The sequence below is a fragment of the Paenibacillus sp. FSL R5-192 genome (genome assembly GCF_000517845.1).
Taxonomy (GTDB): Bacteria; Bacillota; Bacilli; order Paenibacillales; family Paenibacillaceae; genus Paenibacillus; species Paenibacillus amylolyticus.
Window position 1 is genome coordinate 245,901 of the sequence record NZ_ASPR01000043.1, and the last position, 13,390, is coordinate 259,290.

Annotated in this window: 10 protein-coding genes; 2 read left to right on the forward strand and 8 right to left on the reverse strand. The window is 47.7% G+C overall.

All coding sequences use genetic code 11. The annotated features are described in order from the left end of the window. Positions 1-123: 123 nt before the first annotated feature. The 5 genes from C161_RS21310 to C161_RS21330 all read right to left on the reverse strand — a co-directional run bounded on the left by C161_RS21310 (position 124) and on the right by C161_RS21330 (position 5,798). Positions 124-1,134, reverse strand: a complete 1,011-nt coding sequence (locus C161_RS21310) for a hypothetical protein (RefSeq protein WP_036672590.1) — start codon at positions 1,132-1,134, stop codon at positions 124-126. Positions 1,135-1,798: 664 nt separating this feature from the next. Further along, positions 1,799-2,620 (reverse strand): ABC transporter ATP-binding protein, encoded by an 822-nt coding sequence (locus C161_RS21315; RefSeq protein ID WP_036672591.1) that lies wholly within the window; start codon positions 2,618-2,620, stop codon positions 1,799-1,801. A gap of 13 nt (positions 2,621-2,633) precedes the next feature. Next, the gene (locus tag C161_RS21320) at positions 2,634-3,677 is read right to left on the reverse strand and encodes a FecCD family ABC transporter permease (RefSeq protein ID WP_036672592.1); all 1,044 of its coding nucleotides are present in this window, start codon (positions 3,675-3,677) and stop codon (positions 2,634-2,636) included. Beyond that, positions 3,674-4,687, reverse strand: coding sequence for a FecCD family ABC transporter permease (locus C161_RS21325; RefSeq protein ID WP_036672593.1), 1,014 nt, complete (start codon positions 4,685-4,687; stop codon positions 3,674-3,676). The genes C161_RS21320 and C161_RS21325 overlap by 4 nt, the downstream gene beginning before the upstream one ends. Before the next feature lie 97 nt (positions 4,688-4,784). Continuing rightward, positions 4,785-5,798 (reverse strand): ABC transporter substrate-binding protein, encoded by a 1,014-nt coding sequence (locus C161_RS21330; RefSeq protein WP_036672595.1) that lies wholly within the window; start codon positions 5,796-5,798, stop codon positions 4,785-4,787. 425 nt (positions 5,799-6,223) lie between these two features. Between C161_RS21330 and C161_RS21335 the strand changes: the two genes are divergently transcribed. Together C161_RS21335 and C161_RS21340 are read left to right on the forward strand one after the other, a co-directional pair. After that, entirely contained in the window at positions 6,224-6,805 is a 582-nt protein-coding gene (locus C161_RS21335) for a hypothetical protein (protein WP_036606205.1), read from the forward strand. Between the two features lie 223 nt (positions 6,806-7,028). Next, positions 7,029-8,801, forward strand: coding sequence for an alpha-glycosidase (locus tag C161_RS21340; RefSeq protein WP_036672597.1), 1,773 nt, complete (start codon positions 7,029-7,031; stop codon positions 8,799-8,801). 336 nt (positions 8,802-9,137) lie between these two features. Here the strand turns inward: C161_RS21340 and C161_RS21345 are convergent, their stop codons facing one another. From C161_RS21345 to C161_RS21355, 3 genes are read right to left on the reverse strand one after another with little or no spacing between them, the layout of a single operon-like run. Further along, entirely contained in the window at positions 9,138-10,517 is a 1,380-nt protein-coding gene (locus C161_RS21345; RefSeq protein WP_036672599.1) for an ANL family adenylate-forming protein, read from the reverse strand. Beyond that, complete coding sequence (locus C161_RS21350; protein WP_036672602.1) at positions 10,511-11,929, reverse strand: hypothetical protein; 1,419 nt, start codon at positions 11,927-11,929, stop codon at positions 10,511-10,513. The genes C161_RS21345 and C161_RS21350 overlap by 7 nt, the downstream gene beginning before the upstream one ends. Next, entirely contained in the window at positions 11,926-13,305 is a 1,380-nt protein-coding gene (locus tag C161_RS21355; RefSeq protein ID WP_051449852.1) for an alpha/beta hydrolase, read from the reverse strand. Before C161_RS21355 ends, C161_RS21350 begins: the two co-directional genes overlap by 4 nt. Between the last annotated feature and the right edge of the window lie 85 nt (positions 13,306-13,390).

Consider the following 13,390-nt stretch of genomic DNA (forward strand, 5'->3'; position numbering starts at 1 on the left):
CTTTTGCATATGACATGGTATTGGTTCAAAATCATGGTGAGGTCCGAATTAAATGATGGTATCCGTTATCTGTTATCCGTTATCCGTCATATATTGTCATCTATACGTTGTTATAAGCTATATTTATTTATATTCAAGTTGCTCCTGACACAGGTATTCCAGGTATAACCGAACCACATCACGAGTTGTTCCACCATGGGGAAAGACGTGGTGTGTCAGATCTGGCAAGGCGTTCACTTCCAGGATGCCTCCCTGATCTCTGGAGATGGGGGTGCGGATATCACGACAACGAACATCGACTCCTGCTACATCGATCTGAAGAGTCTTTGCCGCCTGAATGATCATCCGGGCATTTTCGGGATGAATGATTTCGGTACAATCCTTGTAGAATTCACTGATTTTTCCGGCGGCAGAATTGCGGAGATTGTATAACTCGATTTCTTTTCCCACGGCAGGAACTTCATCCAGTGTTGTCCCTTGTGCATGTAATACCTCCAGCAGTCGTTCCGTTTCTGCATTAACCTGGGGAAACGCTTCATACTCCCCAATGTGCGTCATCTCGATTCGTTCCTGATTCAACTGCTCAATTAACGCCCGAACGGTTGAAGTTCCGTCTCCCTCGACATAGACAGGCCGATACTGGTTCACAGCCGCCACTTCTCCGTTGATGATCAGCACTCTGTAATCAATCCCGGTCACATATTGCTGTAACATAATGCTGCTGCCGTGGACACTCGCAAGCTGAATGGCTGTCTCCAGTTCTTCTTCAGTACGCACATCCAGCGTCACGCCCATACTGCTGCTCGCATCCAGCGGTTTCACTACAATGGAGCCATGCCTTTCCAGAAAATCTGCTGCTTCGCTTCCCATCTCCGGGATCACGATAAATGACGGTACAGGCATGCCCTGTTCATGCAATAACATATTACATGCCTGCTTGTTCTTCGCGAGCAGTCCAGCGATTAACGGCAGACGATGAGATCTGGTTTTGTTAATGATGATCTCTTGGTCCCCTACAGACAGCTTCAGGAAATCTTCGCATCCCTCAAGAAGTGGCTCACAGGTGATGCCCATTTCTCTCGCTTTGCTTATAATGAGTCGGTTTTGCAGATTATGAATCCCTTTCGGAAACACTGAAAATCCTCCTCGATCGAATGAAGGTACTCGCTCCTATATAAGTTGAATTAAAGATTATTTACGCTGACACTACGATGACAGAACAACCTTCCAATCGCTGTTATCCCCAGATTTTTTTTAATTCCTTATACAAAGGGAAAATCCGGTGATAGCGTATGCTTTCGATGCCAGCTTTCTTTTAGAAAGCTTGTAGGCGCAGCTTATGCTTACGAAGCAGCTTTCTTTCGGAAAGCTTTTAGGCAAGTGTATTCTTTCGTGGTAGCTTTCTTGCAGAAAGCTTATAGCTCCGATTTTTCAGGTTTTTTCTGTCCTCTCCGTTGTATGTAAATGATTAATTCAACTTATATTGCTCATACGTTCATCAATTTTTATTGTAATTCAATATTGATAATGATTATCAATATCATATAAAATCTATTTTATGGCAATTCGAGCTATATTGTCAATAATAAACTTTTAAGGAAAAATAAGATCGAATTTAGTGTGGGTTTAAGTCGATGCAGGTATGCTTTTATCGAATAATAGGCACAACAAACCGGGCAAGCCTGGGACATGGTTTTACCAACGGCTTGCCTAATTTGTCATCTGCATGATCATACAATGGAGTTGATGTGGAGTTTTGAATAACTATTAATCGAATCAAAAGCGGACTTGTTGATCCTCAAGCCAGTTGTGTATAACGCTGTTCTCCCTTCAGCTTCCTTCCTCTTCCATGTGGGATGCAGGTTGGTGTGCCAAACAGTGGATCGACCGCAATCTCACACTCCATCTGGAAAACCTTACGAACCATCTCCTGTGTAACAATATCTTCCGGTTTGCCTTCTGCGTAGATCGACTTGTTGTGAACAGCCACAATGTGATGCGCATAACGACATGCCAGATTCAGATCATGAAGTACCATAACAATCGTGCGTCCTTCCCGTTCGTTCAACTCAAACATCAGATCGAGGATATCAATCTGATGTGTCATATCCAGATAGGTTGTAGGTTCATCCAATAGTAGCGTTTCGGTACCCTGCGCAAGTGTCATCGCAATCCAGGCACGCTGACGCTGTCCACCGGACAATGCATCCACAGGTCGATCCGCGAGTTCTGTCAGATGTGTTGATTCCAGTGCCAGCTTGACCATGCGCTCATCCTCTCGTGACCATTGCTTCAGCCATGTTTGATGTGGATAACGTCCTTGCTTCACCAGTTGGTTCACCGTCAGGCCCTCCGGAGCGGTGGGACCTTGCGGCAGGATGGACATGCGTCTTGAAATCTCCTTGGTCGGCAGCTTTGCAATCTCTTCGCCATCCAGCAGCACCGAACCAGAGCTCGATTTCAGCAACCGGGCCATCGTACGCAGTAGCGTAGATTTACCACAGCCGTTGCTGCCAATCAGGACAGTAATCTGGCCCTTGGGAATGGTCAGGTTTAAATTTTCAATAATGGGATCTGCTCCATAGGAGATCGTAAGCTCCTTGGCTTCCAGAATACTCACAGCTCTCTCCTCCTCAAAACTGATTTCGATTCTTGAACAACAAATACAGGAAAAATGGTGCGCCTACGCCTGCGGTGAATACCCCTGCGGGAACATCCAGCGGTAGAAAGGCAGTGCGGGCAATCAGATCTGCCGCAAATACAAGCAGAGCACCAACCAGTCCAGACACAATCAGCATACTGCCAAACATCCGTCCAACCAGCTTTCGGGCAATATGTGGAGCGATAAGGCCTACAAAACCAATGGTTCCGGCAACCGCAACGGCGATTCCCGCCAGCAGTACACTGCATAACAACAACGCTGAACGATGCCGCTGTACAGTTACACCCAGCCCTGTGGCCAGATCATCCCCGAACTCCTGTGCATTCAGGCTGCGAGCGAACCAAATCGCCAGCGGTATAACAATTACGATAACCGGTAAAATCGTTCGGACATCGGTCCACGATGCTCCGTATACACTTCCTGTCAGCCAGATATAGGCTTGACCTGCCGTGTAGAACGGACTCAGGATCAGCATAAAGGTCGTCCCGGCTCCGGTAATGGCCGATACCCCAATGCCGATCAGCACCAGACGGATCGGACTGACTCCCTTTTTCCAGGCAAGCACATAGATGATCAAAGCCGTCACAATTGCGCCAGCGATGGCGAACAATGGCAACAACTTGATACTTACCGCTCCACCTAACAGCGTAACAAAACCTACAGCTGCAACGGCCGCGCCGCCGGTGATGCCGATGACATCCGGTGAGGCCAGCGGATTACGGATAATGCCTTGCAGAAGTGCGCCTGACATACCGAGGGCTGCTCCTACGAGCAGAGATAATAACACCCGTGGCAGTCTTAAGGTCAGCACGACGAAGTCATGCTCTCCTGCATTCAGACCAAATATCGTTCTGAGCACATCCAGCGGAGAAATAAAGTCACTGCCTACACTGGTACCGACCACTCCTGCCATCAGGAACAAGAGGATACATACACCGATGACAACCAATGATTTTCGTTCCATTTGCACCGAAACGGTGTCTTTTTTGTTGCGGAAAGTCAACAGTTTCCTCATATCTTCGTCACCCCCTTACGGGCAATGTACACGAAGAAGGGTCCGCCAATCAGTGCAGTCATGACACCAAGTGGAACTTCCTGCGGCATAATCACCAGCCTTGCCACCACATCCGCAGACAACAGCAGAATCGCTCCCCCCACAATAGAGTAAGGAACGAGCCAGCGGTAATCGTTTCCTACAAGTGCACGCATGATATGCGGGACAACCAGACCGACGAGACCGATCGAACCGGCTACGGCAACCGAACCACCCGCCAGCAATACCGTAACAATTCCCATGAGCACCTTGACCAGAAGTACATTCTGTCCCATGCCTTTGGCGATATCATCACCCGTCAAGAGCAGATTGATGGCTCTGCCCATGAACAAAGAGACAATAGCTGCGGCTGTCATGTACGGCAGAACAGGATATAACATATCCAATGTCCGACCACTTACTGAACCGGCAAGCCAGAACAGTACATCCTGCAATCCGGTTCCATCCAGCACCAGAATGGCCTGTGTGAACGAGGCAAATAACGCGGAAATTGCCGTCCCCGCCAGTACAATCTTGATCGGTGTCAGGCCATCACGACCGAGGGAACCTAGCCCATATACAATTGCCGCGGCTACAGCAGCCCCTGCAAAACCAAACCACATCATGGTGGTGAGCGAAGATACGGACAATACAACAATGGCAATAACAATAAAAAAGATCGCACCTGCATTGATTCCGAACACACTTGGTGATGCCAGCGGGTTACGTGTCAATGCCTGCATCAGCCCACCCGCCACGGCCAAACTTGCTCCTACAACAGCAGCAATAACTGTACGTGGCAACCGTTCCGTCAGCAGAACCACATGTTCCACAGAACTCTCGTCATAGAATTGCAGTGCTTCCCATGCCATCTGAAACGTGATATGCGTACGTCCCAGAATCATACTGGCTAGGCAAGCAAGTAGAAGTAATATGAATAAACCAACCAGTCCATAGATCTTGGCGCTTGCCTTTGTAAAAAGGGGAAACATACTCTCACTCTTTCATCTGTAAAATGATAAAAGACCTGCCTGCCCATACACTTCGTTAACGAATGTTCTGGTGCATGGCAGGTCCTGCTCCTGTTAGTTAGTTCAGGTTGAACTGCTTATATAGATCGTCCAGCATCATGTTGGCCGATGTGTATCCACCTGCCATGTTCCAGGCCACTTCATCGACCTGAACCAGTTGGTTGTTCTTGACTGCATCAAGGTTTTTCCACAGTGGACTGCTGGTCCAATCATCATAATTTTTCTGAATGGCATCTGTTTCTGTGCCTGAATTGAAGTTGAAGATCATGTCTGCATTCATATCTGGAATGTTTTCTTTGGAAGTCAATTCAACTCCCCATGTGTCTGCGTCATGTCCGGCAGGTCTGGTGAACCCAAGTTCATTCAGAATCTTACCTGCATATCCCATGTAGAAAATACGAACCTGATCGGCTCTAAAGTTCGTGATGGTTGCTTCAATTGGCAGACGATCCCCCATTTTCTCTTTGAAATCAGCTACACGGCCATCCCAATCAGACAACAATTTATCCGATTGCTCAACCCTATTCATCGCTTCCCCAACAGTTTTCACCGTTTCTTTCCAGTCAAAAAGCGTCTCCGTCACTACCGTTGGTGCGATCTGCGACAGTTGCTCATAGATCTCTTCATGTCTGATCTTCGTAGCAATAATCAAGTCGGGTTTCAACTTGTTGATCTCTTCCAGATTGGGTTGCGATTCCTGTCCTACTTGTGGAACTCCGTCCAGATCTGCTCTCAGATATTCATAGACTGGCTGCTGAACCCAGGATTCCACCACGCCTGTCGGTTTCACGCCAAGTGCAACAACGACATCATTCGCACCCTGGAACAGTGTCACGATCTTTTGCGGGGTTCCCTTGATTGTGGTTTCGCCCATGGCATGTTTGATCACTCGGGTCTGATCTTCAGTCGCACTGGCAGTTGTATCACTTTCATTATTGCTCTCATTGCTGCTTGCAGCTTGGCTGGACGTATTTGTTGTCTCGGCACTTCCACCCGAAGCACAACCAGCAAGTAGTGAAATCATCAGAATAAGTGCTGCATAAATGTATAGATTTTTCTTTACTTTATACATGAAATCCGTCTCCCCTTTTTTATCTAAATGATATTGAATCTCATTATCAATTGTATTGTAATGGAGATGAAATCATTATACAAGCATTTTATTTGGAAAAACTTCTCACTCCCTGTCGAACTCTGTAACTTCATAAAACAACAGTAAATAAAGATAAATTAACTAAACCAATACAATATATATCGATACAATACGCCTCCACATAAACCATATATGTAATTTTTTTCTTACCTGCTAAATATACAAATCTCTCTTCTTACTTTTAGCTTCATCTAATACATGTCCTTTTTGCTAGTGACTCATTATTCATTCATATGCGTTTGACTGATGAATTTACTGTAAAACAATTCCTGTAATTTCTTGTTGTACTATGTTAGATTATCCATTGGAATAAAATCACATCTATAGATAGGGGATATTAACACGTGAAGAAATCATGGGTACTATCAATCATTATGAGTTTTGTCTTGCTCGGCGGGGTGTTCGCACCTGTAGGGTCCTATGCCGCTGCTGCGGATGACTCAACCAATACATATTCGGAAGACGAATACTATGAAGAAATTGACACGTCAGAACAAGAACCGATCCCTACAGTCGAAGAAGAAGATTTCCTGGGCTACCTTGATCAGTTGGATATGGCATCGGTATATGAGGAGAGAGCCTTCAATGCTTTGGGAGGTGGATTTTACATCACATCATCCAATCGCAAGTCCGTTTTCCTGAAACTGACCAATACAGCGATTCCTAACTACACCAAATATGTATCAAAGCTGAAGATGATCAAACCGCAAAATGCGGAATTGCAAAAAATCCATGCCAACTTGATCAAAGGTAGCTATACACAGCTGGAAGGATTCCAACTCGCTAAAAAATCTGTCTCCAAAACAACGGTAAACAGCGCTGTCCTGAAACAAGCCAATGCCAAAATTGCTACCGGCAAGAAAAATATCGAGAAATTTCACAAAGAATTCTCTGCATACGCCAATAAACTTGGATTTGATTTATAAAAAAAAGTAATTGCAGATATGCGTCCTACATTTCGAATAAAACAATTTGAAATTTAAGGAAAAAAAGTGTTTTCTTTTGCTGAGTTAGTTCGTATAATAGCACTATAATCAAAAGGCTATGCTGCCGAAAGGTACAACCTCGTGAACAATTGAGGTTGTGCCTTTTTTTGCGTTTAATGGCCACTTTTATCTGAATTTCATCATCTGACGAGGAGTGATTTACATGATTCTTGAAGCCGTTTACCATCGCCCCAAACTCAATTGGTCCTATGCGTATGACCGCTCGACCATGCACCTCCGACTTCGGTCCAAACGTGGGGACCTGGATGCGGTGATTGCGATTACGGGAGACAAATATGCCTGGGATCGGACGATCACACACATCCCCATGCACATCTTTGCCCGGGATGAAATGTTCGATTATTGGGAAGCTGAGACTTCACCTCCCTATCGCCGATTACGGTATGGTTTCCAACTGATTCAAGGAGAGGTATCGGTCTGGATGACGGAGCGCGGATTCGAGCAGGCGCTGCCTGATCATCCGCTCGAATTCTTTGATTTTCCATTTATGAATCCAGTCGACATTTTTGAACCGCCTGCCTGGGTTAAGGACGCTGTGTTTTATCAGATTTTCCCTGAACGTTATGCCAATGGCGATCCATCCCTCAGTCCCAAAAATGCTGAACCCTGGGGAGGAGAGCCTACACCGGTGAACTTCTTCGGCGGCGATCTCCAAGGTGTGCTGGATCATCTGGATCATATAAGTCAGCTCGGCATCAATGCCATTTACTTCTGTCCGCTGTTCGAAGCCACGACGAATCACAAATACAATACAGGCGATTACATGAAGGTTGATCCTCACTTTGGTACCAATGAACAGTTCAAAGCGTTCGTGGACGCCTGTCATCAGCGCGGTATACGCGTTGTTCTGGATGCGGTATTCAATCATTCCGGTAGAGAGTTCCCTCCTTTTGTCGATGTCATGAAGAATGGTCCCTCTTCCCCCTACGCAGATTGGTTCTATATCAAGGACTGGCCGCCACGTGTGGAGAATGGCATACCGACTTATGACACCTTTGCCTTTGAACCGCTCATGCCGAAACTGAACACGGAACACCCTGAAGTGAAGGCATACCTGCTAGAGGTAGGTCGTTTCTGGATTGAGGAGATGGACATTGACGGCTGGAGGCTTGATGTAGCCAACGAGGTAGATCATCAGTTCTGGCGCGAATTCCGTCAGACGGTAAAAGCCATTAAACCTGACGCCTATCTGCTCGGTGAGATCTGGCATGATTCGCTCATGTGGCTTCAGGGAGACCAGTTCGATGCCGTGATGAATTATCCGTTTACCAATTCGGTATTGGACTATACGGTGCATGGCAAGCTCGATGGACTTGGATTCGCAAATGAGATCGGCAAACTGCTCGCAGCCTATTCACAACCTGTGACCGAAGCGGCCTTCAATCTGCTCGGAAGTCATGATACACCCAGACTGCTGACCTTGTGTGATGGAGACGAACGCAAGATGAAACTTGCCGTTACGTTGCTGCTTACGTATCCAGGTGTCCCATGTATCTATTATGGAGACGAAGTGGGACTTGATGGGGGATATGATCCGGGTTGCCGCAAGTGTATGGAGTGGGATGAGAGCAAGCAGAATCGCGAGCTTCTGGAATTTTTCACCCGTACGATTGCCCTTCGCAAACAGCACCCTGCCCTGCGCAGCACAGAACTGAAGATTGTATATGCAAAAGCCGGAGACCCTTGTCTTGCCATCGAACGATTGGATTCGCATACGGGAGAGCGCATGCTTCTTGTTCTTAATGCTGGTGATGAACCATGCACCCTTGAACTCCCCTTGGGAGATCGTAACATCTGGCGAAATCTATTCACATCCAACACCGTGGAAGCACGGCAAAATAAACTGACCCTCGATCTGGAAGCATACGGATTCTCCCTGATGCAACTTGAGGTTAAACAACCAGCTGAGGCCTGAGATAAATACAGCTAACAAGGGAAAATAACTTCAAAGGGCTGTCCTCCAGGTCATATTTACGACCAAGGACAGCCTCTTCTGCATCTTGTACGTCATATTCTAACGAACCCAGCACACCTTATTCGCTTCATTATACGCGGGTTAAATGCCTAACGAATCAGAGAGACCTTATTTCGTCCAATACGTCGATTTTCGAGACCCGAAGCCGTATTTTTGAAGCAATAACGTTACTGAGATTCGTTAGGTTTTACTTTTCTTGATTATCCCCTCAATACGATGTTTGAGGTTCGTTAGCGATACCGATTCAAGCAAGGTGAAACTCTTCGAGGCAGCGACCTATTTCCCAGCCGAGGCGAAGGGTGTCGAAGTCATTGGTTTTCGTATTTTCTTCATTCTTGAACTTACGAGCGCTCCCTGTGTAATTACGATTTTCTGCGGAATCTTGTATGAAGGCAGCTTGTCCTGACAATATTCCCAGATGGATCGCCGCAGATCGGTGAGAGTACATTCTGTAGCCAGCCGGATCGTCACCTTCACCCTCTGACCCGTGATACCACTCTGTTCTCCCGAAACTACGGCCGCTTCAATACATTCCATCTCTTCCAGAACACCCTCGACCTCGGCAGGATACACTTTCCGTCCCCCTACGTTAATGATCTCGGAACGACGTCCCAGAATACGAATGTAACCCTGCTCCAGCACAACTTCATCCCCAGTACGTAGCCACCCGTCCTCTGTAAAAGGTGAAGGTGCATTCAAATATCCGATCATCGCAGTTTCGGTATGGATCTGTAATTCTCCTTCCACCACCCGGCACTTGACCCCTTCATCTTGAATGGAAAACAGCAGCGAGCCTGGCTCTTTGGAGCGGGTTGGCAGAATGCCAAGTTCAGACATGCCATAGGCTTGTATCGTCCTTAGTTGTGGAAATCTCCGGTTCCAGGCTGCCAGTACGGATTCAGGCATCACTTCCGATCCGTATGACACAACTTCGAGACTCGACAGATCATACCCCTCATCATTTCTACCCAGCAGCAACAGATTCATAAATGTTGGAGAGACCGGAAGAGCCTGCACACGAAACTTCTCAATCGTTCGGCACACTTCTTCGGGAGATCGATCTGCAATGATACAGAGACAGCCCCCACTGGACAGGGATTGCAGCATTGTATTCACACCGCCGATATGATCAAACATCATGAATGGAATCGTTCGCAAAGGCCGAACCTGCCGCCGAAAACCATGTAACAGCCGATCTGCACGATGGACAGTCGCTTTGCTTACTCCAGTTGATCCAGATGAAAAGAGTACAAGTCCGCCTACGCCTTCTTGTGCCAGCGAGGATAACAACACAGGAACCTCTCCCGATAATTCACACGTTTGCCGAATGCACAACTTGCCTTCTTCAACGCCCAAACGCCACTTCACCTGTGCCAGCTGGATATATTCCTCTCGTTTGGCTTCAACCAGGTTCCGATCCATGGGGAGCACGATACACCCTTGTCCGAGCAAAGCAACCAATGCTGCCGCTGCATAGGGGGAATAGTCTTCCTCCAGCGTTACAAGTTGCCCAGTCAGCCCTTCTGCTGTAATCCACTTACTCATGATGCCAACCTGTTCCAGCAGCCACCGATAGCTGTACTCCTGATCTCTCCAGATCAGCGCAGGTTGCTGTCCCTGTTCCGCGAATCGTTCAAGCAAGAATTGGTTCAACATCTTGCATCCTCCTTACCGGCAGGCGCCCATTGCTGTGCGAGATAATCAACAAGTGAATCCACGGTCTGATATGGGCTTTCCGGCATGGAAGCGGCAGCCATCTCCGCCAGTGCGGCTCCCATCCCCGTTCCCCATCGATCTTCGATTCCCTGCTCTACCACTGCAAGCAATGACACGAGTTCCAGCGAATCCAGTTGCCCACTTCGTCCGTACAGTGGAGCGTTACCACCCTCACCAAGTGGAATCGTTGTATTATGGTACGCGTTTAACTCCCGACAGCTATCCAATACGATACGGAGTAAATCCTCCCTGTGTTCTTGTCCAATCATCGACACAGTCTGACGTGGGAAGCAATCTGCCTGAGGTATGGACTGTCGAAGTGACTCATACCATTGCCATTCATCGGTGACCAACATTTTAATTACACTTGTTAGCTGTACTTTCCACTGCTCACGCTGCTTTATCCGACTGACCTGAAGCATATTGTAGGCCTTCTCCCAACGTACAATGATCTCGCTGAATTCTCTCGCATATTGATCAAATGGAGAACCGAGCCATAAGACAGACTCCTGAAGAAGATCTCGAAGAAAATATCGACTCCATCGCATATCAAACAGCAGACCCGATATTAACATTTCATTGGCCTGATCCCCTTCATTCGCCCCACGCAGTGCATCTAAGAGTCGCAGAGACACCACATGTCCAAAATGAAAATTCCGCTCTCCTTGCGTAATCGTCCGGCCTGTCAGAAATTCTTCAATCTGCGTTGTTAACGCCTGGATCAACATGTCTCGGTAACCGTCAGAGTCCAGCTTCACAGTCGCCCGAATGTCCATGGTTCCATACGTTCGGAGTTCTTCTTTGCGTTTGGCCTGCGCAAGCTCAGGTATGCTTTGGTTACCTTTCCAGAAGTCATGAAAGGCCTTTTGAGTAACCTTTCCCTTATACTTGGAGGGCACGGGATCGTAGACGTGAACATGCTCATCTTCCAAACCATATACAGCAATCCAATGGTCTACCAGATGTAGTCGGGAGCCCTGCTTCACATGTTTGCGAATGTACTCGGGATTCTGATAATCCTCACAGTAAGGCAGGTGATAACTGGTTCCTGTAGCCAAAAAAAGCCCACCTTCGCCAATATACTGCCGGATCTGCGTCTTGCCTTCCTCGAAGCTTTCCAGCTGTCGCTGACCATACATCTCCCAGATTGGCTCTACATAATCCAGTTTGTGAAAATAAGGCTTCACCAGTCCGTTATCCCCGCACGAAGGAAGGCTGTACAACCGACTTGCCGCCAGCAGTGCAAGACTTGTGATGGATCCTTGTCGATGGAGCACTTCATGAATCAGAGGAAAATTGCAGGGATAATAATAAGGAATGTCCAGCACTGGAGCGAATGAAGGAATGATCATTTTGGGCCTCCTGTTCCCGTTTTGGCTGACGTACTGCCCCAGGATTGGATTAGGTAATGCACAGACATATCATCTGTCGCTCGAAATACCCGATTGGCAATAGGTTTGCCATCCACATCGGTCTCGAAACGGCGGAAACCACGTGTAAACCGGAAGGAGAACCCACTATCACGCGGGACTCGGTAACTACCTTCATATCGACCTTTACCAGAACGGACAAGCTTCATACCCATCCCACCATATATCGTTTCCTCCGAGTCTTCGTCGGGAGCTACCTCTGCACGAATGCAGACCTCTACGTGAGTTGACAATTCAGGAACGACGGTATAGATGCGTGTAGCAGACAGTTCCCCCACAGTCAGCGTGATGGATGCACTTCCAATACCGACAGGAACCAACTCTCCACTCGCTTGAACCTGAAGCACATTCGAGTCACTCGAAGTATAATTCGCGTGCAGCAGACTCCGAACTAACCCACTCTCGTAGTGCATTTGTGCATTGATATACACGGTCATTCCACCCTGTAGCCCGATGACATCCCTTCCAAGCAGTTCAAGCGAGGAGGGCTTACCCACGTGGCCGAACATGTACAGTAACGGGAGGTGAATGCGTGCTCCCCAGTCACCTTCCTGATGACAGGCACCTTGCTGTTCCAGAAATGCCAACTCCTCACCCGATCTGACTCCGCGTTCAAGTAATTGATGAGCTACCCTTCTGACCTGAGAAGGCAGAAACAGACCTTCCGTATCTCCAATATCCACCCACATTCGAACGTCGGGTACCTCTTCTGGCAAGCGATACATGTTTTCTTCCAACAGCCCGCTCTCCGATGTTTCGTCCAGCTGCACATCCACATAAAATGGCGACATCATGATCAGTTTTCCAAAAACCTCCGGATTTCGCATCCCCATGTGCAATGTACAAAGTGCTGCGGCAGATGAACCCAACAGCCCGGTATTCTGCTTGTCCGGCAGCGTCCGATAACGATGATCAATGATTGGCTTAAGCTCATGAATGATGAAATGCTCATAGGCGATGCCTGAACACCCCACACTCACGGCCTCTCTCTCCGGAGCGACGAAGTGATAGAATTCGTTGTGCGTGACTGGACGGACATGCGTAATGCCCACAATAATCAGTGATTCAATCTGCCCGGAGGAAATAAGACCGTCTGCTGCCTGATCCATATTCCATGTTTCATTACCTGGCCCGGATAGACCAAAAGCCCGCTGCCCCGCATGAACGTACAGAACCGGATAATGCCGAGCTGCCTGCTCATGGTAACCGGGCGGGAGGTACACATAAATGTTGCGGATATTGCCCAGCCGCGACGCCTGAATGCCTTCCAAACATTCGATGACAGAATGGGTACTCAACGATCATCAACCGCCTCTCTTCTCCCGATTCGACTGCATAATACAAATAACCCCGCCTCAGAAGAGACGGGGTTGTCCCAGAACA